The organism is Pseudomonas sp. EU05-FHT14B02 (assembly GCF_058791055.1).
In genome coordinates, this window is sequence record NZ_JBYTDD010000006.1 from 209,870 (window position 1) to 232,803 (window position 22,934).

20 protein-coding genes and 1 pseudogene are annotated in these 22,934 nt (G+C 60.6%); 10 read left to right on the forward strand and 11 right to left on the reverse strand.

Translation table 11 applies throughout. From position 1 onward, the window contains the following. Position 1: 1 nt before the first annotated feature. The 6 genes from nahK to AC3WTM_RS08735 form a co-directional block, all read right to left on the reverse strand. On the reverse strand, positions 2–2,635 hold the full coding sequence (nahK, locus tag AC3WTM_RS08710; protein ID WP_102671463.1) for a hybrid sensor histidine kinase/response regulator NahK/ErcS': 2,634 nt from the start codon (positions 2,633–2,635) through the stop codon (positions 2–4). Then, positions 2,565–3,722, reverse strand: coding sequence for a nitric oxide-sensing protein NosP (gene nosP / locus AC3WTM_RS08715; RefSeq protein ID WP_102671462.1), 1,158 nt, complete (start codon positions 3,720–3,722; stop codon positions 2,565–2,567). The genes nahK and nosP overlap by 71 nt, the downstream gene beginning before the upstream one ends. Positions 3,723–3,876: 154 nt before the next feature. Then, positions 3,877–5,061 (reverse strand): porin, encoded by a 1,185-nt coding sequence (locus AC3WTM_RS08720; RefSeq protein ID WP_090454960.1) that lies wholly within the window; start codon positions 5,059–5,061, stop codon positions 3,877–3,879. Between the two features lie 209 nt (positions 5,062–5,270). Continuing rightward, a complete protein-coding gene (locus tag AC3WTM_RS08725; protein WP_102671461.1) occupies positions 5,271–6,077 on the reverse strand; it encodes a sulfite exporter TauE/SafE family protein in 807 nt (268 codons plus the stop codon). Between the two features lie 9 nt (positions 6,078–6,086). After that, a complete protein-coding gene (locus AC3WTM_RS08730; RefSeq protein ID WP_102671460.1) occupies positions 6,087–7,331 on the reverse strand; it encodes an NAD(P)/FAD-dependent oxidoreductase in 1,245 nt (414 codons plus the stop codon). A 70-nt stretch (positions 7,332–7,401) separates the two neighbouring features. After that, on the reverse strand, positions 7,402–7,743 hold the full coding sequence (locus AC3WTM_RS08735; protein ID WP_102671459.1) for an ArsR/SmtB family transcription factor: 342 nt from the start codon (positions 7,741–7,743) through the stop codon (positions 7,402–7,404). A 118-nt stretch (positions 7,744–7,861) separates the two neighbouring features. Here AC3WTM_RS08735 and AC3WTM_RS08740 point away from each other — a divergent pair, with 118 nt between their 5' ends. Next, a complete protein-coding gene (locus AC3WTM_RS08740) occupies positions 7,862–8,725 on the forward strand; it encodes an MBL fold metallo-hydrolase (protein ID WP_102671458.1) in 864 nt (287 codons plus the stop codon). A 127-nt stretch (positions 8,726–8,852) separates the two neighbouring features. After that, positions 8,853–9,713: a tyrosinase family protein gene (locus tag AC3WTM_RS08745; RefSeq protein WP_102671457.1), complete on the forward strand. Its 861-nt coding sequence runs from the start codon at positions 8,853–8,855 to the stop codon at positions 9,711–9,713. 13 nt (positions 9,714–9,726) lie between these two features. Here the strand turns inward: AC3WTM_RS08745 and bkdR are convergent, their stop codons facing one another. Beyond that, positions 9,727–10,215, reverse strand: coding sequence for a Bkd operon transcriptional regulator BkdR (gene bkdR / locus AC3WTM_RS08750; RefSeq protein ID WP_007976593.1), 489 nt, complete (start codon positions 10,213–10,215; stop codon positions 9,727–9,729). 185 nt (positions 10,216–10,400) lie between these two features. Here bkdR and AC3WTM_RS08755 point away from each other — a divergent pair, with 185 nt between their 5' ends. The 5 genes from AC3WTM_RS08755 (at position 10,401) to AC3WTM_RS08775 (ending at position 16,622) form a co-directional block, all read left to right on the forward strand. Then, positions 10,401–11,636 carry a 3-methyl-2-oxobutanoate dehydrogenase (2-methylpropanoyl-transferring) subunit alpha gene (locus tag AC3WTM_RS08755; protein ID WP_102671456.1) on the forward strand — a complete coding sequence of 412 codons (1,236 nt, stop codon included), beginning with the start codon at positions 10,401–10,403 and terminating at the stop codon, positions 11,634–11,636. A gap of 1 nt (position 11,637) precedes the next feature. Then, positions 11,638–12,696 carry an alpha-ketoacid dehydrogenase subunit beta gene (locus tag AC3WTM_RS08760; RefSeq protein WP_102671455.1) on the forward strand — a complete coding sequence of 353 codons (1,059 nt, stop codon included), beginning with the start codon at positions 11,638–11,640 and terminating at the stop codon, positions 12,694–12,696. Continuing rightward, positions 12,697–13,974 (forward strand): dihydrolipoamide acetyltransferase family protein, encoded by a 1,278-nt coding sequence (locus AC3WTM_RS08765; RefSeq protein ID WP_102671454.1) that lies wholly within the window; start codon positions 12,697–12,699, stop codon positions 13,972–13,974. 3 nt (positions 13,975–13,977) lie between these two features. Beyond that, complete coding sequence (gene lpdA / locus AC3WTM_RS08770; RefSeq protein ID WP_102671453.1) at positions 13,978–15,360, forward strand: dihydrolipoyl dehydrogenase; 1,383 nt, start codon at positions 13,978–13,980, stop codon at positions 15,358–15,360. A 242-nt stretch (positions 15,361–15,602) separates the two neighbouring features. Further along, complete coding sequence (locus tag AC3WTM_RS08775) at positions 15,603–16,622, forward strand: branched-chain amino acid aminotransferase (RefSeq protein WP_102671452.1); 1,020 nt, start codon at positions 15,603–15,605, stop codon at positions 16,620–16,622. 158 nt (positions 16,623–16,780) lie between these two features. Here AC3WTM_RS08775 and AC3WTM_RS08780 read toward each other — a convergent pair whose 3' ends face one another. Continuing rightward, positions 16,781–17,545: an ArsR/SmtB family transcription factor gene (locus tag AC3WTM_RS08780; RefSeq protein ID WP_102671451.1), complete on the reverse strand. Its 765-nt coding sequence runs from the start codon at positions 17,543–17,545 to the stop codon at positions 16,781–16,783. A gap of 78 nt (positions 17,546–17,623) precedes the next feature. Between AC3WTM_RS08780 and AC3WTM_RS08785 the strand changes: the two genes are divergently transcribed. Next, positions 17,624–18,733 (forward strand): cytochrome P450, encoded by a 1,110-nt coding sequence (locus AC3WTM_RS08785; protein WP_102671450.1) that lies wholly within the window; start codon positions 17,624–17,626, stop codon positions 18,731–18,733. An 11-nt stretch (positions 18,734–18,744) separates the two neighbouring features. Here AC3WTM_RS08785 and dmeF read toward each other — a convergent pair whose 3' ends face one another. The 3 genes from dmeF to AC3WTM_RS08800 all read right to left on the reverse strand — a co-directional run bounded on the left by dmeF (position 18,745) and on the right by AC3WTM_RS08800 (position 20,731). After that, entirely contained in the window at positions 18,745–19,677 is a 933-nt protein-coding gene (dmeF, locus tag AC3WTM_RS08790; protein WP_102671449.1) for a CDF family Co(II)/Ni(II) efflux transporter DmeF, read from the reverse strand. Positions 19,678–19,690: 13 nt separating this feature from the next. Continuing rightward, positions 19,691–19,966, reverse strand: a complete 276-nt coding sequence (locus tag AC3WTM_RS08795; protein ID WP_057715220.1) for a metal/formaldehyde-sensitive transcriptional repressor — start codon at positions 19,964–19,966, stop codon at positions 19,691–19,693. 426 nt (positions 19,967–20,392) lie between these two features. Beyond that, positions 20,393–20,731, reverse strand: a complete 339-nt coding sequence (locus AC3WTM_RS08800; RefSeq protein WP_102671447.1) for an FKBP-type peptidyl-prolyl cis-trans isomerase — start codon at positions 20,729–20,731, stop codon at positions 20,393–20,395. 173 nt (positions 20,732–20,904) lie between these two features. Here AC3WTM_RS08800 and AC3WTM_RS08805 point away from each other — a divergent pair, with 173 nt between their 5' ends. Together AC3WTM_RS08805 and AC3WTM_RS08810 are read left to right on the forward strand one after the other, a co-directional pair. Then, positions 20,905–21,978, forward strand: coding sequence for a sensor domain-containing diguanylate cyclase (locus AC3WTM_RS08805; protein WP_102671446.1), 1,074 nt, complete (start codon positions 20,905–20,907; stop codon positions 21,976–21,978). A 423-nt stretch (positions 21,979–22,401) separates the two neighbouring features. Then, positions 22,402–22,934 (forward strand): annotated as a pseudogene (locus AC3WTM_RS08810) (copper oxidase); the annotation flags it as partial.

Consider the following 22,934-nt stretch of genomic DNA (forward strand, 5'->3'; position numbering starts at 1 on the left):
CTCAAGGCCTGCCGAGCAAATGACTCATCGCCGTCTTCAGCTTCATCGGCCGCACCGGCTTGTGCATCAGGGTGTGCCCCAGTTCGCGGATCTGCTGCTTGAGTTCATTGCTGTAGTTGGCCGTGATCATCATCGCCGGGACCGGTGACGCGCGCCGGGCATTGATCCGGGCGACGGCATCGACACCATTCCGGTCGTTGTCCAGGTGGTAATCGGCAATCAGCAGGTCAGCCTCGGCGTGGTAGTTGTCCACTTGCCGCGCCAGGTCCTCCTCCGAGAGCGCCGTCACCACCCGACACCCCCACCCCTCCAGCAAGGTGCGCATGCCGGCACAGATGGTCGCGTCATTGTCCAGCACCCATATCCGCGCACCCCGCAGGCGCTCAAGCATCGGCTCGCTCATCTGTAACGTCGGCGGCGGTTTCGGCGCGGTGGCGCTCAACGGTACTTCGACGGAGAACATCGAGCCCCGGCCCGGCCACGAGCGCACATGAATGCGATGCCCGAGGATGCCGGCAATTTTTTCGACAATCGCCAGGCCCAGGCCCAAGCCGCGATCCTGATCGGGTCGCTGCACATCACCGCGCTTGAACTCCTGGAAAATCTCCTCCAGGCGATGCTCGGCAATGCCCATGCCACTGTCCCAGACTTCGATCGTCAGGCACTGATGATGCCGCCGGCACCCAAGCACCACGCGACCACTGTAGGTATAGCGAATCGCATTGCTCAGCAGGTTGCGCAGAATCCGGGCGAGCAGCTGAATGTCACTGCGCACCAGCGCCGAACAGCCGATGAAGTGCAGTTGCAGGCCTTCACTGCGCGCCACCTGGGTGTATTCGGCGGCCAGGTTGTCCAGCAGTTCACTGAGGGCAAACGGCGCAATGTCGGCTTTGATCACCCCCGCATCAAGCTTGGAAATATCCACCAGGGTGCCGAGCAGGTTTTCCACGTCTTCCAGGGAGTTGCTCACGTTGCGCACCAGAATTTCGCTGGACATCGGCTCGCGCCGCTCCAGCAAGGCACTGGTAAACAGCCGAGCGGCATTCAACGGTTGCAGCAGGTCATGGCTGACGGCGGCGAGGAACTTGGTCTTCGACAGGTTGGCCTGCTCGGCTTCCTGCTTGGCCTCGCGCAAGCGTGACTCGACCAGGCGACGCTCATCGATCTCGCGCAGCAGTTGGTCATTGAGGGTGGTCAATTCCGCCGTGCGCTCGCGCACCCGCAGCTCAAGGTTCTGATAAGCCTGATGCAACGCCTCGGCGGTGCGCCGGCGTTCGGTGATGTCGCGGATCAGCACGAAAATCCCCACCACCTCGCCACTGGCCAGTCGGTTGGGCACATAGGAGCGCAGCATGTAGCGCTCCTGGTTGTTGACGTTGGTTTCGGCGAACTCGAACGTCACGCTCTCGCCGGCCAGTGCCCTGGCCACGTAGGACTCCAGCCGCTGGTAATGCTGTTCGCTATGCACTTCGCGCAGGCTCTGGCCGAGCATCACGCCACGGGGCCAGCAGTACCACTCTTCGTAGACTTTGTTGGTGAACTCGTAGACCAGATCGGCATTGAGGTAGGCAATCAATGCCGGAACGTGATCGGTAATCAGGCGAATCCAGTGTTCGCTTTCACTCAGCGCCTCGGCGTGCTGATAGCGTTCCGTAATGTCGGTGAAGGTGTTGACGAAGCCGCCGGCGGGCAACGCATGGGTGCGGATTTCCAGGACCCGGCCATCGTACAGGCGCTGTTCGCATTCGCGTACCGGTCGTCCGTTGCCATCGCGACTGGCCGGGGTCAGCAGGTTCAACTCGCTGTCGGCGATTACTTCGGCAAACGGACGATGGGCCGCCACGGGCGCCAGGCCGCTCAACTCCAGGAAACGCCGGTTCCACAACTCCAGAATGCCCTCGGCGCTGACCATCGCCACCCCTTGGGACAGATTGTCGACTGCCCGTTGAAGCAGGTGCGACTTCTGCGCCACCGCCTGCTCCCGGCGTACGGTTTCGCTGAGTTTGACGTCGGTAATGTCGGTGAACAGAATCACCCGCCCCCCTTCCTGGGTCGGTCGCTCGCTGACTTGCAGCCAGCGCCCGTTCTGCAGGCGGTAAAGCAGGTTTTCGTCGGCATGCCCGCGTGGTTCTTCGGTGAACAGGCCGTTGTTCATCATCAGCCGCTTGACCTCGGTCAGGCGCATGCCCGCATTGATTCGCACCCGGCTGTTGCTCCAGAACGCCTTGAACCGACTGTTGAACAGCACGATGCGCTGCTCGGCGTCGAACAGGACGAAGGCGTCGGAAATGCTTTCAATGGCATCGATCAGGTGTTGATGCGCCGTTTCCGCGCGCAGGCGGGCCTCGCTGAGCAAATGATTACCAGCCTTGAGTTCAGCCATGGCCTGGTTCAGGGCATCGGTGCGTTCGCGCACCTGCTCGGCCAACACCACCGAATGCTGGAATGCCGCGTACGGATCGTTGCCGCGGGTCCCCCCCGACTCGACCCGTTCGATCAGTGCGCCATTGATGCGCTGCAGTTTATGGTTTTCCAGGCGCAGCCTGGCCAGCTCGGCCTGCAGCTCAGCGATGTCCTGGGGCACGGCCACGGGCAATGGCAACGCCGGTGAAGGTCTGGTTGATGTGCATGCCATTGAACTGTTCTCCGTAGGTGTTGAAACCCATCACCCGTTGCTCACGCAAAAACGTGCCGATCTGATCAAGACTGCCGTCGTCTTCGAGTTCCAGACGCCGCAGGAAACAGTCGCAACCGATGGTCAACAGCAAATCACCCAGGCGCTCCTGCAAACCCTCGAACAGGCTTTGCAGGTTCGGCAGCATCGGGCCCGGGGTCATGGCGGTGAGGACGATGCCGTTTTCCACGGCGCAGTAGAAGCTCAGGCTCAAGTCCGGATGCACCTGCTGGATGGCCCGCACGTAGTACTGCTGGTTGATTCGCACGGCCAACGGGTGCGCGGCGAAGACCCGGTGATCGAGTTGCGCCACCGGCACGCCGATGTGCCGGGCGTACTCGGCGGCGGCCGGCTCGGCATTGAGTTCAAAGACCCGGCGCAAAGTGCTGTCGGCCCCGGTGACCACCAGCTTCTCGGCGCGGGGCAACACATGGTGGGTAGTGAACACTTCGAAATCCAGCCAGGTATTGACCAGCACCACCACGGCCGCGCCGCTGTGGAACTCGCCATCGAAGTACACATGGGTATGGGTCAAGTAGTTATCGTCGCCGGCCGAGCCGCCGAAATGCGGAATGTCGCCCAATGCCGCGCTCAAGGCCGCCAGGACCATTTCTTCACGGCTGGACAGGCCATCGAGCAAGGTCAGGGCAAAGCTGTTGCCCTTGATCGGGGCCAGGGTGTTGCTGCGACAGCCACTGACCAGGCGCTCGACCATTTGCTGGGCGTCGATCAGGCTGAAGTGCTCCATCTGGTCGATCAGCTCGATCGCGATGGAGAAGTGCCGATGATCGAAACCCACCGCCGTCACACAATTGCGTCCGTAGCCCAGCGGGGTGATTTCCCCGGCGCTGGTGCAGCCCACCAGGCGAATGCCGCCGAAGCTTTGCTGCAAGGCCTGGCCCAGCGCCTGCAAGTCGTACTCGGCGGAACAGAAGAACAGCACGAACCCCAGGTGCGGATGCAACAACTGTCGTGCCAGTTCTTGCGCGACCTGCCGGGCATCGGTGGCCTGGGACATCGCACTGACGACGCCTTCGCTCTGCTGCATCCTTACCTCCCGCAGGTGCGTGTGTATGAGGCACGAGTGTACGAAGTCTGTTAGATACGACGAATGCTACTTGGGTAGCGGGTAGCCGCTTCGATGGGATGAGACGGGTGGCGACCCTCGCCGTGATGCGCACGGCCAGGGCCACCTCCCGGGGTTACCAGGTCAGCACCGCACCCACGGCAAAGGTGTCGGTGTCTTCGTTCTGCTCGTCGGTGTCATGGCCATTGATTTCGAACTGGTTGTACTCGGCCACCAGCTTGAGGTTGTCGTTCACGTCATGGAACAACGCGATGCCGCGGGTCTCGTAGTCCGCGCCGCTGCCGACCACGCCGTTACCATCGTCATTGGTCTTGCCGTAGGACAAGGCCAGGCGGTTCTTGCCCAGTTTGTAGGAGCCCTGCATCAGGTAGCCGTCACTGTCGACATTGCGCAGGGTCGGCTCGCCGGCATTGTTGGTGAAAAACGGGTTGATGCCCTTGGCCTGGAAACCCGACCCGGTGAGGGACAAGCCGCCCATCTTCGCCTGCACGCCATAACCGACACCCTTGGAGGTGACGGTCTCGACCGTGGAATCAGTGTTGTCCGAGGTCTGGTAGCTGCCGTTGACCCAGCTGTAGATCTTTGCCCCCGCCAGGTCGAATTGATAGGTGACTTCGCTCTCGGTACGCGGGTTTTCCTGATAGGCCTTGCCCGTCGGGCTGCTGTCGTTGGTGTCCACCGGGTCCATGATGCCGACCGCCACGCGCAGACCGTCCATCACCGGGGTGCGATAGGTTATCTGCGAGGTCGGGAACGGATACGGATAACCGGTGCCGATGTTGCCGAACGACACCCCGCCGCCATCCACCAGCCCCAGCGTATCGCTGACCTGACCATAACCGGCGAGCATTTCGTCGAGCAGGATGTTGGAACGGGCGAACAGCCCGAAGTCCTTGCCGATCAGCACCTCACCCCACTCCGGGTTGGCCACGGTGCCGAAGAACTGCCGCACATCGATAGCGGTGTCGGTGCCGTTGGTTTCGCTGTCGTTGATGGTGACCCAGAACGAGGCACGGGCGCCGAGCTTGAGGTCGTCTACCTGCTTGCCCATGTTGAACCCCAGGTAGTTGGGCAGAAACCCCATCTTGACCCGCGACTGTCGACGGTCGAACTGATCGCCAGCGCGATCGACATCGCTGTTCACGTAGAAGGCGTTGATGTAGCCGTCTGTGGAGAACGTGGTCTGGTCCTTGTCGTACAGCATGATATCCGCCTCGACCAGCGGGCTCAGGCCAAGGGCGGACAGGCTGGCGATGAAGGCAGGCAGAAAACGATGCGTGACGTTCTTATTGTTGTGCATGGCGCGCTCCGAAACGGGGGACTGAGTGTCGGAGGCGATTATCGAAACCTGACCGGCGGCGCCATACGCTGCCTTGGGGGTGGTTTTAAGGTGCTTTGGACTGGACGGCGGTGCGTGACCACTATGAAGTACGACCGCTGGTCGGCGAGGCTCGCAACTTAGGGTGTAGGCCTGCGGACCCGACTGGCATCCGCAGGAACCGGTACCGGTCAGGCGTTGGCTTTGAACAGCATGTAAGCGGCGACCACCACGCAGATGCTGGCAAACCCGACCTGCAGCCCCCGCGCCGGTACGCGCGCGCAGAGCCTGCGGCCGATGATCATGCCGACGATGCTGGAAACGATGAAGGCAATGCCCGAACCGTCAATGCGCACACCGGCATGGAACGCGCCAATCACCCCGATGGCGGAAATCAGGCTGATCACCATCAGCGAGGTAGCGACAATCCCGCGCATTTGCACATCCGTCAGTTGCTTGAACGCCGGGACGATCAGAAAGCCGCCGCCGACGCCCAGTAACCCCGACACCACCCCCGTCACCGCACCGAGTGCGGCGAGGGTCGCGGTGCATTTGGCAGTCCAGGAAAAGCGCCCGGTCTGTTGATCGAGCATGCAGTTCTTCTGGCCCCAGTTGGCGTGCCCATGATCGCTCGGGCCGTCATCCTTGCGTTCACGGCGCAACATTCGCCAGGCCACCATGACCATCAACAGGCTGAACAGGATCATCAGGATTTTTTCCGGCAACTGATGGGCGAAGTAGATGCCCATCGGCGAAAAAACCGCACCCAGGGCCGCGATCAGCAGCGCCGCGCGATAACGCACCAGGCCATGGCGCAAGCCGTCGATGGCACCGACCGCTGCCGCACTGCCCACCGCGAACAACGCCACCGGAGCGGCCTGGGTCATGCTCCAACCCAACCCCAACACCAGGGCCGGGACCGCAAGGATACCGCCGCCGGCGCCCGTCAAGCCGAGCACCAACCCCATCACTACGCCAAACAGACTTGCCAGCAACATAGGGAGTTCTCAGTCGACCCTGGACACACGTGTCAGCCACTCGCGGCCCTTGAGCATACCGTTCCAGTAGAACCACGGTAGCAGTGTCGCCTTCAGCCACCACGCCGAGCGGCGCGGGGTCGTCGGGTCAAGGGGAAAGGTCGGCAGCAACTTGCCCGCGTACCCGAACTCGGCAAGGATCACCTTGCCCTTCTCCACCGTCAGCGGACAGGAGCCATAGCCGTCGTACTTCAGCGGCAGCGGTTGCTGCTTGCGCAAGGCCAGCAGGTTTTCGGCGACCACCACGATCTGCTTGCGCACCGCCGCAGCAGTTTTTGCATTCGTGGTGCCGCAGATATCACCCAGCGCGAAGACATCGGGATACCGCGGATGCTGCAGGCTGTGCGGATCGACCTCGCACCACCCGGCGGTGTCGGCCAGCGCGCTGCGGGCGATGAAATCCGGGGAGACCTGAGGCGGTACGACATGCAGCAGGTCAAAGGTTTTTGCCTGACGGGCGACATTGCCATCGGCATCCCTGACCTCGAACCATGCGGTTTTTGCCGGGCCATCGACCTTGACCAGATTCGAGTTGAACGCCAACCGGGCCTTGTATTTCTCGATGTACTTCATCAGCGGCGGGACAAATGTCGCCACACCAAACAGCGCCGCGCCGGCCAAATTGAATTCGACATCAATGTCGTTCAGCACACCGGTTCTGTTCCAGTGATCGCAGGACAGGTACAGCGCCTTTTGTGGCGCTCCCGCGCATTTGATCGGCATTGCCGGCTGAGTGAACAGCACCTTGCCGCCGCGCAATTTCTGCACCTGATCCCAGGTGTAGGTCGCGTGCTGGTAGCTGTAATTCGAGGTCACGCCGTGCTGGCCGAGGGCTTCCTCCAGACCTTCGATTTTCTCCCAGGCCAGGCGCAGGCCGGGGCAGACGACCAGATTGAGATAGCTGACCGTGCGCGCATCACTGAGGGTGAGCTGGCGCTTGTCAGGATCGATGCCAGTCACGGCAGCCTGCACCCAATTGGCCCCGCGCGGCATCACCGACGCTGTCGGCCGCACAGTGTTTTCCATCTTGTATGCACCACCGCCGACCAGCGTCCAGGCCGGTTGATAGAAGTGCCGGGGGCTGGGTTCGATCACGGTGACGTTCAGATGCGGGCTGCGCTTGAGCAGGCTGGCGACAAAGCCGATGCCCGCCGTGCCGCCGCCGATGACCACGATATCTGCACTGATGGATGGGCCCCAGTGTTGATCGTTCATTGCTTGTTCCTTTTACTGCACGCAAGGATTGTTACGAGTCAAACCACAAAACCTGTGGGTTGACTGGCATTCAGGGTTGAACCCAGCTTTTAAGCACGGCCCCGCAATAAAGCCCGGAGAGGGTTTTCATCACCTGGATCACTTCGTGACTGGCGAGACCGTAAAAAATGTACTTGCCTTCACGACGGGTGGCGACCAGTCCTTCATCGCGCAGGATCCCCAATTGCTGGGACAGGGTCGGTTGACGCACGCCGGTCATTTTTTCCAGCTCGCCTACGTTGCGTTCGCCCTGGGTCAGCTGACACAGGATCAACAGGCGATCCTCATTGGCCAGTGCCTTGAGCAGCGCACACGCCTTGGAGGCCGAGGCGCGCAGTTGGGTGACTTCACATTCGGTCAGACTGGATTGCATTTGCAGGATGCCTTCAACGTCACTTAAGCTGTAAACATTATGTTTAAACATATAATGTTGCAACCCATGACTGAAATTTCGCCGTCTGACTTTTCCAACCCTGCACAGGTTCGTGTCCATGCCCGCACTGATTGAAGCTTTCCTCGACCCCGCCTCCTCGACCTACAGTTATGTGGTTTACGAGGCCGATGGCGGACAGTGTGCGATTGTCGACCCGGTGCTCGATTACGACGGTGCCGCCGGGCGCACCGCGACGACCCAGGCTGACAAAATCATCACCTTCGTCCGTGCCCACAAGCTGCAGGTGCAGTGGCTGCTGGAAACCCACGCCCATGCCGATCATCTGTCCGCCGCGCCTTATCTGCGGCGGGAGCTGGGCGGCAAGATCGCCATTGGCGAGTCGATCAGTAAGGTCCAGGACGTGTTCAAGGCGCTGTTCAATCTGGAGCCATCCTTTCGCGTCGACGGTTCCCAGTTCGATCACCTGTTCGCCCCAGACGAATCGTTCATGATCGGCAATCTCAAGGCGACCGCCCTGCACGTGCCCGGCCATACCCCGGCGGACATGGCCTACCTGGTCGGCAACGATGTGATTCTGGTGGGCGACACGATGTTCATGCCCGACGTCGGTACCGCACGCTGCGATTTCCCGGGCGGCAATGCTCATCAACTGTTTGCTTCGATCCACAAATTGCTGGCCTTCCCCGCCAGCGTGAAACTCTACGTTTGTCACGACTACCCGCCGGCCGGCAGGTCGGCACACTGTCAGACCACGGTCGGTGAACAACGCAAAAGCAACATTCATGTGCATGACGGGATCGATGAAACCGCGTTCGTCGAGATGCGTACCCGGCGTGATGCCGGGCTGGGCATGCCGACACTGTTGCTACCGGCGATCCAGGTGAATGTGCGGGCGGGGAATTTACCTCCGGCGGAGGAAAACGGCGTGGTTTATCTGAAAATTCCGCTAAATACCCTATAAGAAAAGGCGCCGAACGGCTCGGCGCGAATGCGTTTACCTACAAGCTCTGGCGATAGGGGTGAACTGGCATATCTTTCATCAGGAACTCAGACTTCATTGGGCAAACAACCAATGGAGATTTTGCAATATGGATATTCGTCGCAACCATCGAGACATGACGCAACAACAGAAAGACGCCTTCATCGGGGCCATCCTGATGCTGAAAAACAACGTTAACAGCGTGCTGCGGCCCGGGCAGCAAAGCCGCTACGATGACTTTGTGCAGATTCACAAAAACTCTATGGGACTAGGCAACCCACTTACCCCCAACCCGCATCGCTCACCATTGTTTTACCCTTGGCACCGCATTCTGATTCGTCAATTCGAGCTCGCGCTGCAAGCCGCCGCCGGCGATAGGAGCATTACCCTGCCCTACTGGAACTGGCAAATCACCGGAGCAGACAACCCATTCACATCAAACTTCATGGGCGGAAACGGTGACGATACACAAGACAATCGCGTTACCAGCGGACCCTTTTCCAGGGAGCACTCTCAATTCGAAGTAAGGGTATGGGACGCGGAAGCAGGCAACCCAGGCTTACGCCGCAACTTTGGGCTGATCGGTGCGTTGCCGTCAGCTGAAGCCGTCGTGTCCGCGCTCAATAGAACGCCCTACTGGATGGAGCCGGGCGGTTGGGAAAACTATTCAGAATCGGAACTGCACAATCCGGTACATGCATGGATAGGGGGCAATATGGCAGGAGCGTCTTCGTCCAACGACCCAATATTTTTCTTGCATCATTGCTATCTCGATCTGTTATGGGAGCGCTGGAAACACCAGCACCCGAATGTCCCTGGCTTTTCGCCTCGAGACGTCGCTCCCAATGGGGTAGAGGGATCAACGCTAATTTTTCATCCAGACAACGAACCTGCTCCCTGGGAACAAACCTATACAGTCGAACAAACTTTTTTTACTTCTAATCTCGATTATCAATATGACTACCTATGACGGCACCTGATACTCAATTGCCGAGGGTCAGGCCATTCGCCGGCAACGGCAGCGCCGTTTTATAGCGCACTTGCTTGAGCGCAAAGCTCGAACGGATGTTCGCCACCCCCGGCACCTTGGTCAAAAAGTCCATCATGAAGCGCTCCAGCGACTGGATGGTCGGCACCAGCACCCGGATCAGGTAGTCCGGATCGCCGGCCATCAGGTAGCACTCCATCACCTCGGGGCGATCGGAAATCGCTTCTTCGAAATGCTGCAACGCCTCCTCCACCTGCTTCTCCAGGCTGACGTGAATGAACACATTCACATGCAGCCCCAACAGATCGGCATCCAGCAGCGTCACTTGCTCGCGAATCACCCCCAGTTCTTCCATGGCCTTGACCCGATTGAAACACGGCGTGGGTGACAGGTTCACCGAACGCGCGAGGTCGGCGTTGGTGATGCGCGCGTTCTCCTGAAGGCTGTTGAGAATGCCAATATCGGTACGGTCCAGTTTGCGCATGAGACAAAACCACCTGTTTTTTATGTTTATGCAGGTTTTTTATCTGCAAATGATCTTTAGCGCAACGAAACAGAGAGAAATATTCTTCTTGGTCGGGCCTATGATTGTTGTAGGACAAGATTTCTTCTACCGAACGAAATCTGTCAGCTCACTACAAGAAATTCACAAGATCGAGCGTAGAAGCCATGACCCAAGCGTATGAACCGCTGCGCCTGCACGTCCCCGAACCCTCGGGCCGTCCCGGCTGTAAAACCGACTTCTCTTACCTGCATCTGACCGATGCCGGCACGGTGCGCAAACCCCCAATCGACGTTGAACCGGCTGACACGGCTGACTTGGCCCGTGGCCTGATCCGCGTGCTCGACGACCAGGGCAATGCCCTCGGCCCATGGGCCGAAAACGTACCAGTGGAGATCCTGCGCAAGGGCATGCGCGCCATGCTCAAGACCCGCATCTACGACAACCGCATGGTGGTCGCCCAGCGTCAGAAAAAGATGTCGTTCTACATGCAGAGTCTTGGCGAAGAAGCCATCGGCAGCGCCCAGGCCCTGGCCCTGAACATCGACGACATGTGCTTCCCGACCTACCGCCAGCAAAGCATCCTGATGGCTCGCGATGTGCCGTTGGTCGACCTGATCTGCCAGCTGCTGTCCAACGAGCGCGATCCGCTCAAGGGCCGTCAGTTGCCCATCATGTACTCGGTCAAGGACTCCGGTTTCTTCACCATCTCCGGCAACCTCGCCACCCAGTTCGTGCAAGCCGTGGGTTGGGGCATGGCCTCGGCGATCAAGGGCGACACCAAAATCGCGTCGGCGTGGATCGGCGACGGCGCCACCGCCGAGTCGGACTTCCACACCGCCCTGACGTTCGCCCACGTGTACCGCGCGCCGGTGATCCTCAACGTGGTCAACAACCAGTGGGCGATTTCCACCTTCCAGGCGATTGCCGGTGGTGAAGCCACCACCTTCGCCGGTCGTGGCGTCGGTTGCGGCATTGCCTCCCTGCGGGTCGACGGCAACGATTTCTACGCGGTCTACGCCGCCTCCGCCTGGGCTGCCGAACGTGCGCGCCGCAACCTCGGCCCGACCATGATCGAGTGGGTCACCTACCGCGCCGGCCCGCACTCGACCTCCGATGATCCGTCCAAATACCGTCCGGCCGATGACTGGAGCCACTTCCCGCTGGGCGATCCGATTGCGCGCCTCAAGCAGCACCTGATCAAGATCGGCCAGTGGTCCGAAGATGAACACGCCGCCGTCAGCGCCGAGCTCGAAGCCCAAGTGATCGCCGCACAGAAAGAAGCCGAACAGTACGGCACCCTTGCCGGCGGCCAGATTCCGAGCGCCGCGACCATGTTCGAAGACGTCTACAAAGAGATGCCGGAGCACTTGAAGCGCCAGCGTCAAGAGTTGGGGATCTGACATGAACGATCACAACAACAATATCGAGCTGGAAACCGCCATGACCACGACCACCATGACCATGATCCAGGCCCTGCGCTCGGCCATGGATGTGATGCTTGAACGTGACGACAACGTCGTGGTCTTCGGCCAGGACGTGGGCTACTTCGGCGGCGTGTTCCGCTGCACCGAAGGCCTGCAAGCCAAATACGGCACCTCGCGAGTGTTCGACGCGCCGATCTCTGAAAGCGGTATCGTCGGCACCGCCGTGGGCATGGGCGCCTACGGTCTGCGCCCGGTGGTGGAGATCCAGTTCGCCGACTACGTCTACCCGGCCTACGACCAGATCATTTCCGAAGCCGCACGCCTGCGTTATCGCTCGGCCGGCGAGTTCACCGCGCCGATGACCCTGCGCATGCCTTGCGGCGGCGGCATCTACGGCGGCCAGACCCACAGCCAGAGCATCGAGGCACTCTTCACTCAGGTATGCGGTCTGCGCACCGTCATGCCGTCCAACCCCTACGACGCCAAAGGCCTGCTGATCGCCTCCATCGAAAACGATGACCCGGTGATCTTCCTGGAGCCGAAACGGCTGTACAACGGCCCTTTCGACGGCCACCACGAACGCCCGGTTACCCCGTGGTCAAAACACCCCGCCGCACAGGTTCCGGACGGTTACTACACCGTGCCGCTGGACGTTGCCGCTATCGCCCGTCCGGGTAAGGATGTCACGGTGCTGACCTACGGCACCACCGTCTACGTGTCGCTAGTGGCCGCTGAAGAAAGCGGCGTGGATGCCGAAGTCATCGACCTGCGCAGCCTGTGGCCGCTGGACCTGGAAACCATCACCAAATCGGTGAAGAAAACCGGGCGCTGCGTGATCGTTCACGAAGCCACCCGCACTTGCGGCTTCGGCGCCGAACTGACGGCGCTGGTGCAAGAGCACTGCTTCCACTACCTGGAAGCGCCGATCGAACGCGTCACCGGTTGGGATACCCCTTACCCGCACGCGCAAGAGTGGGCGTATTTCCCAGGGCCGTCCCGAGTGGGCGCGGCGTTGAAACGGGTCATGGAGGTCTGAATGGGCACGCACGTTATTAAAATGCCGGACATTGGTGAAGGCATTGCTGAAGTTGAATTGTCGGTATGGCACGTCAAGGTCGGCGACATGGTCGTCGAAGATCAGGTGTTGGCCGATGTGATGACCGACAAGGCGATGGTCGATATCCCGTCGCCGGTGCATGGCAAGGTCATTGCTCTTGGTGGCCAGCCGGGCGAAGTCATGGCGGTTGGCAGTGTGCTGATCAGCATTGAAGTCGAAGGCGCGGGCAACGTTAAGGAATCGGCGCAACCGGCACCTGTTGTTAAAGAAGCACCGGTTGCAGCAACGAAAGTCGAAACCGTGGTTGAAAGCAAACCGGTCGCGGCCCCTGCGCCGAAAGCTGCCGTATGCCAAGGCCCGATGGTTGCTCGCGAGGCCGACGAGCGTCCGCTGGCCTCCCCGGCCGTGCGCAAACATGCGCTGGACCTCGGCATTCAATTGCGCCTGGTGCGTGGCACCGGCCCCGCCGGCCGCGTGCTGCATGAAGACCTCGACGCCTACCTGGCCCAGGGTCAGTCGAACGCTTCGGCACCGGTGGCGGCTGCTTACGCCCAACGTACCGATGAACAGCAGATCCCGGTGATCGGCATGCGTCGCAAGATTGCCCAGCGCATGCAGGACGCCACCCAGCGCGCCGCCCACTTCAGTTATGTCGAAGAAATCGACGTCACCGCCGTGGAAGAGCTGCGCGCGCATCTCAACGAAAAATATGGCGCGACTCGCGGCAAGCTGACTTTGCTGCCGTTCCTGGTCCGCGCCCTGGTCGTCGCCCTGCGTGATTTCCCGCAGATCAACGCCCGCTACGACGACGAAGCCCAAGTCATCACCCGCCTCGGCGCGGTGCATGTCGGCATCGCCACCCAGGCGGATATCGGTTTGATGGTGCCGGTGGTGCGTCACGCCGAAGCCCGCAGCCTCTGGGACAGCGCCGCTGAAATCTCCCGTTTGGCCACTGCCGCCCGTAACGGCAAGGCCAGCCGCGACGAGTTGTCCGGCTCGACCATCACCCTGACCAGCCTCGGGGCCTTGGGCGGCATCGTCAGCACCCCGGTGCTGAACCTGCCGGAAGTGGCGATAGTCGGCGTGAACAAGATCGTCGAACGGCCAATGGTGATCAAAGGCCAGATCGTGATCCGCAAGATGATGAACCTCTCCAGCTCCTTCGATCATCGCGTGGTCGATGGCATGGACGCGGCGCTCTTCATCCAGGCCATCCGTGGCTTGCTCGAACAACCCGCGACCTTGTTTGTGGAGTAAGTCATGCAGACCCTCAATACCACGCTGCTGATCATTGGCGGCGGCCCCGGCGGTTATGTGACGGCGATCCGTGCCGGCCAACTGGGCATCCCGACCATCCTGGTGGAAGGCCAATCCCTGGGCGGCACTTGCCTGAACATTGGCTGCATTCCGTCCAAGGCACTGATTCACGTCGCTGAGCAGTTCCATCAAACGCAACACCACAGTCAGCATTCGGCCCTGGGCATCAGTGTTTCGGCGCCCACCCTGGACATCGGCAAGAGCGTGGAATGGAAAGACGGCATCGTCGATCGCCTGACCACCGGCGTCGCGGCACTGCTGAAAAAGAACAAGGTCCAGGTCGTTCAAGGCTGGGCCAAAGTGGTTGACGGCAAAACCGTGGAAGTTGGCGACACACGTATCCAGTGTGAACACCTGGTGCTGGCCACCGGTTCCAAAAGCGTGAACCTGCCAATGCTGCCGATTGGCGGGCCGATCATCTCGTCCACCGAGGCCCTGGCGCCGACATCCGTGCCCAAGCGCTTGATTGTGGTCGGCGGTGGCTACATCGGTCTGGAGTTGGGCATTGCCTATCGCAAGCTCGGCGCCGAGGTCAGTGTGGTGGAAGCGCAGGAACGCATCCTGCCGGCATACGATGCTGAACTGACTCAGCCGGTACACGACGAACTGAAAAAACTCGGCGTGAAGCTTTACTTGAAACATAGCGTGCAAGGCTTTGACTCTTCTAACAATACCTTGCAAGTACTTGCCCCGAACGGCGAGAGCCTGAACCTGGAAACCGACCAAGTACTGGTGGCCGTCGGTCGCAAGCCGAACACCCAGGGCTGGAACCTCGAAGCACTCAACCTGGACATGAACGGTTCCTCGATCAAGATCGACCAACGCTGCCAGACCAGCATGCGCAACGTGTATGCCATAGGTGACCTGAGCGGCGAACCGATGCTCGCCCACCGGGCCATGGCCCAGGGCGAGATGGTGGCCGAGCTGATCAGCGGTAAAACCCGCGAGTTCAACCCGACCGCCATCGCAGCCGTGTGCTTTACCGACCCGGAACTGGTGGTGGTCGGCAAGACCCCGGACGAGGCCAAGGCCGCAGGTTGGGACTGCATCGTGTCGAGCTTCCCGTTCGCCGCCAATGGCCGGGCGATGACCCTGGAGTCGAAAAGCGGCTTCGTACGGGTGGTCGCTCGTCGGGATAATCATGTGATTGTCGGCTGGCAGGCGGTGGGCGTCGGCGTGTCGGAGCTGTCCACGGCATTTGCCCAGAGCCTGGAGATGGGCGCGCGGCTGGAAGACATCGGCGGCACCATCCATGCACACCCGACCCTGGGTGAGGCGGTGCAGGAAGCGGCGTTGCGGGCCCTTGGCCACGCATTGCATCTGTGAATCAGGGTGATCGGTGGTGTCCGTGATGGCCTCTTTGCGAGCAAGCCCGCTCCCACATTTGGAATGCATTCCCCTGTGGGAGCGGGCTTGCTCGCGAATTCTCAAGGTCAACGCGAATTATCTGTCCGTCATCCGATAGTCCGGGCTGCGAAACAGCCCAAGAATGAAGTATTGTTGTCCCCATCCAAAAAACGTCAGAAGCCTTGAACCGTTTCGACGGTTGTTCAGTGATAGAGGGTGTCATGGGTAACGAAAGCATCAATTGGGACAAGCTGGGTTTTGACTACATCAAGACCGACAAGCGCTATCTGTCGTACTTTCGCAATGGTGAATGGGACAAAGGCACCCTGACCGAAGACAACGTGCTGCACATCAGCGAAGGCTCGACTGCCCTTCACTATGGCCAGCAGTGCTTCGAAGGCCTGAAGGCCTATCGTTGCAAGGACGGCTCGATCAACCTGTTCCGCCCGGACCAGAACGCCGCGCGCATGCAGCGCAGCTGCACCCGCCTGCTGATGCCGCACGTGTCCACCGAGCAGTTCATCGAAGCGTGCAAGGAAGTGGTCCGTGCCAACGAGCGCTTCATCCCGCCATACGGCACCGGCGGCGCGCTGTACCTGCGCCCGTTCGTGATCGGCGTGGGTGACAACATCGGCGTGCGTACCGCGCCAGAGTTCATTTTCTCGGTGTTTGCGATCCCGGTCGGCGCCTACTTCAAGGGCGGCCTGACCCCGCACAACTTCCAGATTTCCAGCTACGACCGCGCCGCGCCACAAGGCACCGGTGCCGCCAAGGTCGGTGGCAACTACGCCGCCAGCCTGATGCCGGGCTCCCAGGCCAAGAAGGCACATTTTGCCGATGCCATCTACCTGGACCCGCTGACCCACAAGAAGATCGAGGAAGTCGGCTCGGCCAACTTCTTCGGGATCACCCACGACAACAAGTTCGTGACCCCGAACTCCCCGTCAGTACTGCCAGGCATCACCCGCCTGTCGCTGATCGAGCTGGCCAAGACCCGTCTGGGCCTGGAAGTGATCGAAGGCGACGTGTTCATCGACAAGCTGTCGGACTTCAAGGAAGCCGGCGCCTGCGGTACTGCAGCGGTGATCACGCCGATCGGCGGCATCAGCTACAACGACCACCTGCACGTGTTCCACAGCGAAACCGAAGTCGGCCCTATCACCCAGAAGCTCTACAAAGAGCTGACCGGCGTGCAAACCGGCGACATCGAAGCGCCAGCAGGCTGGATCGTCAAGGTTTGACCTGACGCCAGACGCACAAAAGCCCCCCATCGGGTGACCGATGGGGGGCTTTTTGTTTGCATGGTACTGACGAGTCCACCCTCCCCTGTGGGAGCGAGCTTGCTCGCGATGACGGCATTGCATTCAACACAGAAACAACCGGAATACACGTTCGTCAGTCAGCGAATGTTCCCGAACTCCGCTGAACCTGCCGCAATTTGCGAAACTTTGACATTACCCTCGACCACCAACGGCAACACGATTCCAAACCGCCTTCCAAACTCCTTGCGCCCCAACGCCGTCAGCGCCAGCGCGCGACTGTCCAGATCCTGGGTCACCCACTTGCGTTTGAGCGCCATTTGCAACAACGCCGCGCCCAGCGATCCACCCAGATGCGGCCGGCGCATGCTCCAGTCGAGGCATGGGCAGGCGAAACGACGGCGCATGGTGCTCAAGTCCTGCGTCTCGATCCCGAGTCCTTGAAACATTGCAGTACCGCTGTCACTCAAGCGATAGGCCTGTTCGTCGGTTTCCTCCAGCCAGCCGGCTTCGAGCATCCGGTCATGCAGCTGCACGGCCAGGGTTCCCGCCATGTGGTCATAGCAGGTGCGGGCAAATTGCAGGCGATCCGGGGTCCGTGTCCGGAAGCTCGGCGCGGTGTTCTGGCCGATCACCATCAGTGCCTCCAGGGCCTGGGCCACACGCTTGTCCGCCAGGCTGTAATAGCGATGACGCCCCTGAACGTGCAGCCGCACCAGCGCCAGCTCCTTGAGCTTGGCCAAGTGGGCACTGGCGGTCGACGCGCTGACTTCGGCCACCGCCGCCAGTTCGGTGCTGGTGCGGGCATGGCCGTCCATCAGCGAACAGAGGATTTTCGTCCGCGCCGGTTCAGCGATGGCTGCCGCCACCTTCGAGACGCCAATGTCGTGCTGTTCTGCGCTCATATTTCGCTCCCGGACGAATCAATGCCTTTTCGGAATGGAGATAGTAGCAACACTTTCCAACAACCAAAGGCTGTGCTCATGGACCCGATCATCGCTGCGACCCATGCCGATCCTTATCCCTACTACGCACAACTGCGTGCCGACGGTGGGCTGGCTTTTCATCCGGAGCTGAACATGTGGGTGGCCAGCAGCGCCCGAGCGGTGGCCGCCGTGCTGGCGCATCCCGATTGCCACGTTCGACCCGCGCAGGAGCCAGTTCCCAAGGCGATCGCCGACGGCATGGCCGGCCAGGTGTTCGGCCAGTTGATGCGCATGAATGAAGGTGAACGCCAGCGTTGCCCACGGTCCGCGATTGCGCCGGGGCTGGAGTTGATCGATGCGCGGGAAGTCGAGGCCCTGGTCAGCGCCCGATTGATGACCGCCGATGCCGCTGGCCTGTACAACGCCATGTTTCGCGGACCGGTGTGCGTGGTGGCGGCGTTGTTGGGGTTCACCCCGGCTCAGGGCCGCGCCATCAGTGAGTTGACGGCGGATTTCGTCGCCTGTCTGTCACCCTTGAGTGACGCGGCACAATTGACCGCCGCCCACGCTGCCGCTGAACAATTGAGCGGTTATTTCATCGAGTTGCTCGACGATCCGTACAACCACAGCCCTTTGCTTGCAGGTATCGGCCAGCGCTTCGCCTGCGGCGCGCCGCAAACCCTGATCGCCAACCTGATCGGCCTGTTCTCCCAGACCTTCGAGGCCACTGCCGGGCTGATCGGCAACGCCCTGCTGGCATTGATTCAACATCCGTCGTTGCGTAGCGAATCCCCCCCGGTCGAAGACCTGCTGGCCGAAGTACAGCGCTTCGACCCGCCGGTACAGAACACCCGCCGCTTCGTCGCCACCCCCTGTGAAATTGACGGGGTGCGGCTCAATACCGCAGACGTAATCCTGGTACTGCTGGCCTCGGCCAATCGCGACCCGCAGCTCAACGACAACCCCGACACCTTCCTGCTCGACCGCCCGAACCGGCGCAGTTTCACCTTCGGCGCGGGGAGCCATCAATGTCCGGGGCAACGGCTGGCGTTGAGCATTGCCAGCGCTACGCTAAAGCAGTTTATGGCGATGAAGCCAGGACTGGACCATCTGAAGCGGGAATACCGCCCCTCCACGAATGGGCGGATTCCACTGTTCCGTGAATGATCGAAAGCCGCTCAAGCAACACGGTGTTCGACGGTCAGGTGAGACAGTTCATGGACCGGCGCCAAGCGTTCGCGAATGGTGTCGGCACTGACATTGGCCGCCGCCACAACGCTGACAATCGCGGCCCGCGCCTGGGGGCCGACCTGCCATACATGCAGATCGCTGATGCGCACATCGTCCGACGACTCCAGCAGTTCACGAATCTCGTCGGCGACGTGTGTATCCGTGACATCGAGCAAAACCGCTGCGCTGTCACGCATCAATGCAACGGCCCATTTCGCGATCACGATGGCGCCCACAATGCCCATCACCGGGTCCAGCCACACCCATCCCAGATAGCGCCCCGCCAGCAATGCGGCGATCGCCAGCACTGAAGTCAGGGCATCGGCCAGCACATGGACATAGGCCGAGCGCAGGTTGTTGTCGTGATGGTGATGATGGCCGTGCTCATGGCTGTGACCATGATCGTGGTCATGATGGCCGTGGTCGCCCACCAGCAAAAAGGCACTGGCGATGTTCACCGCCAGCCCCACCACCGCAATCACCGTCGCTTCGGTGAACGCCACGGTCGTTGGCTGAAAAAGGCGATAAACGGATTCACCGGCAATGCCGATCGCCACCAGCCCCAGCACCATGGCCGAGGCAAAACCCGCGAGATCCCCGACCTTGCCGGTGCCGAAGCTGTAACGCGCGTTGTTGGCATTGCGCCGTGCAAACCCATAGGCCGCCGCCGCGATGCCCAAGGCCCCGGCATGGGTGGCCATGTGAAAACCATCGGCCAGCAGCGCCATGGAACCGGTGATGTAACCGGCGGCAATTTCGCCAATCATCATCACAAACGTCAGCGCCACCACCCATAAGGTGCGTCGGGCGTTTTCATCATGGGATGCGCCGAGAAAGACATGGTCGTGAGTAAAGCGCGAAGCCTGTGGTGTCAGTGTCATGGAGTTCAGGCCTCTATTTGGCATAGCGACGGATGGCCAGCAACAAGTCTTCCACGCCCTGGGCGCGATCTTCATCGCTCAGGTCCGGATGGGCCACGTGCTCGCGGGCATGGGCGTCGATGAACTGCTCCAGCAGACCATTGACCGCGCCCCGGATGGCGGCCACCAGATGCAGGGTCTTGGCGCAATCGGCATCGGACTCAAGCGCTCGCTCCACGGCTTCCACCTGCCCGGCAATCCGCCGCACCCGCTTGATCAAGTCATCCTTGTGTTCGTGAATGTGTGCCATACCTATACCCCCTACCCCTATATGGCACCTATGGTCGCCGATAGTGCGGAGCCTGGCAAGGCACAACCCGATGGTAGTCGGTTTGGCGTGACATCGATTTTCACCGGCCGGTTGGCCGCTGAACATTTGGGTTCACCCCCCTGCTGCCCGGCTGGATCAGTTATACCGGGTTAAAACAGTCATGACAGGTAGTGCGTTTATCCCGCTGGCCTTTCTCCATAGAGTCACCAGGATCATGGTGAACAACGAGGCTCTATCGATGCAAACCCGACTGGACCAGTCACTGAGTGTTTTTGCGCGGGCAGACCTGCTGCAAGGTCCCACGCCCATTCAGCGGGCTGCGCCCCCGGGAACAATGTGCTGTTTATCATGACCGGCGGAACACCCGGCCTGTATGCCTACCGGGAAACGTTTCAGGCCTGACGGTCAATCATCCCGTGTCAGCACTTCCAGCAATTCGATTTCGAAAACCAGGTTCGAATTCGGCGTGATCTTGCCCATGGTGCGTTCGCCATAAGCCAGGTGCGCCGGCACCCGCAACTTGCGCTTGCCACCGACCTGCATGCCCATGATGCCCTGGTCCCACCCCTTGATGACCCGCCCGGTGCCGATCACACACTGGAAGGGTTTGCCACGACTGTACGAAGAGTCGAATTCGGTCCCGTCCTCCAGCCAGCCACGGTACTGGGTGGTGATCAGTGCGCCTTTTACGGCGGCTTTTCCGTCACCCACCTGAAGATCGATTACCTGAAGCTCGTCATTCATTGATTTCACTCGTATGCTCACTCGCCCTCAAGGGCCTGATGGGCGCCGTTTTCCCAGATTTGTCCTCGATTGGCAACCATTGCCGCCTCCGCGTGCGACGTTTAAAGCTGTTTGCTGAACTAAAATAAACAACAACTACCCGTACGGTTCTCCGCCCTGATGGCCATCCCCGAATGATCCTGCTCTGGACCAGCGTCATCCCAGGTTCAATGGCGCTCAGCCTGATCGTCGTGCTGGTCTGGCGCGAACGCTATCTGCAAAAGCGACTGGCGGAGTATCGCGCGATCATCAATAGCCTGTCCGAAGGCCAGAACATCCACAAGGATGACGATGCCGAGCGCTTCAAGCGCAGCCAGTATTTCGCTCGTATCGGCACCTGGGACTGGGATGTCGACACCGACCGGTTGTACTGGTCAGATGCCATTTTCGGCATGTTCGGCTTCAAGATCGGCGAAGTGGCGCCCTCTTACGCCCTGTTCTGTTCCTGCGTGCATCCGGAAGACCGGCTCAGGGTTCGGGCCGGCGAACTGCGTTGCCTGGAAACCGGCGAAAACCATGATGAGGAATACCGCGTGGTGTGGCCCGACGGAACGATCCGCTGGCTGCGGGAAACCGGCAACGTGGTCAAGAACGACCACGACGAAACGATCAAGATGATGGGCGTTGTGCGCGACATCACCGAAGAAAAGGCCTCGGCCAACTACCTCAAGCACCTGGCCCATTACGACCCGTTGACCGGCCTGCCCAATCGTCTGGTGCTCGAAGAGCGCCTGTCCGAAGCGCTGGAGTTGGCGCGCACCAGTGCCACGCGCGTGGCGCTGGTGTTTGTCGACCTCAATGGCTTCAAGGCCATCAACGACCGCTATGGTCATGCGGCCGGCGACCGCGTGTTGGTCACGACCGCGACGCGGCTCAAGCGCATCCTGCACGGCACCGACACCGTCGCCCGGATCGGCGGCGACGAATTCGTGGTCATCCTCCAAGACCTGCCCCAAGGCAAAAGCCTGCAAGATGAAGCGCGCACGATCTGCCAGAAAATCTTCGTCGAACTCTCACCGCCCGTCACCCTCGGCAACGACCAGCGCCACATCGGCACCAGCCTCGGCGTCGCCGTGTTCCCCGATCATGCGCCGAGCATCGACCGCTTGCTGCACATTGCCGACCTGGCGATGTATGAGGCCAAACGCAGCGGGAACAATCAGTATCGGTTGGGCACCGAGAGCCTGCTGCGGGCACACAGCGAATAGCGCTTCGTCCTTGAATGCATTGAGCCACTTCGCGCATCAATGCATACCAAACAATGCAATTAACCTATCGATGCCCCTGCTCCACTATCCGTGCCAACAAGAATCGTGCGCCGGGTCCTTTGTGAATTCATGTCGCCCCAGAGCAAGCAGCCCCTACCGGTTGGTGAAACAGGGTCACTACTCCCATAAATGGGGGACCACACCCACTTCAACCGGGTATTTACCACCTAATTTGAGGAATATCCCCACCCTACACCCCACCAAAGAAACACATTTTGAAACAACTTACTTATTACTCAGTATTTTAGTTTCCTTCCTCATCCATGGCCCGACGGTTGCATAGCCCCTTGCAACGCAGGCAGATGCTGTCACCAACCGGGGATGGCGGGTTTCGCCGTTGCGCTATGTCGCGAGGGGAACCTCATGAAAGTCATTGCATCGCCGTTCAATTCGTTCCGCTTCTTAAGGGTTTCGGGCGCAGGCTCTGTACTGTTGATCACCTTCAGTCTGTCCCCGGTCAGCGCAGCACCGCTTGACGATGTCAGCCCGCCGCCGCCAACAGATCCTTCGGCGTATACCAACCCGCCGACCGACTTCAAGGCCGCGCTGGATGCTCTAAAGACCATGCCACCCGCCAACCAGGGTTCCATCGCCTTGCCCAACGGCGTGTACGGCACCCGCACCACGCCAACGACCGACAACGTGCTGCCGCCAGCCCTGCAGACATCCTTCAAAATCCCCACCAACGGCAAGCCCAGTCCGTTGTTCGGGGCCCAGCCGTACACTCAGCAACTGCTGCTGTTCGAAGAATTCGGCACGGAGAAACTCGACCCGACACTGCCGCCGCCCACCCTGACTTTCCCGGTTCCGATCGTCGGTCCGGCGCCCACGCAGGACCCGAACAACATTGCCCGCAGCGGCCCGTCGGCCGCGGCGCTGGAAGCCTTCATGCGCCA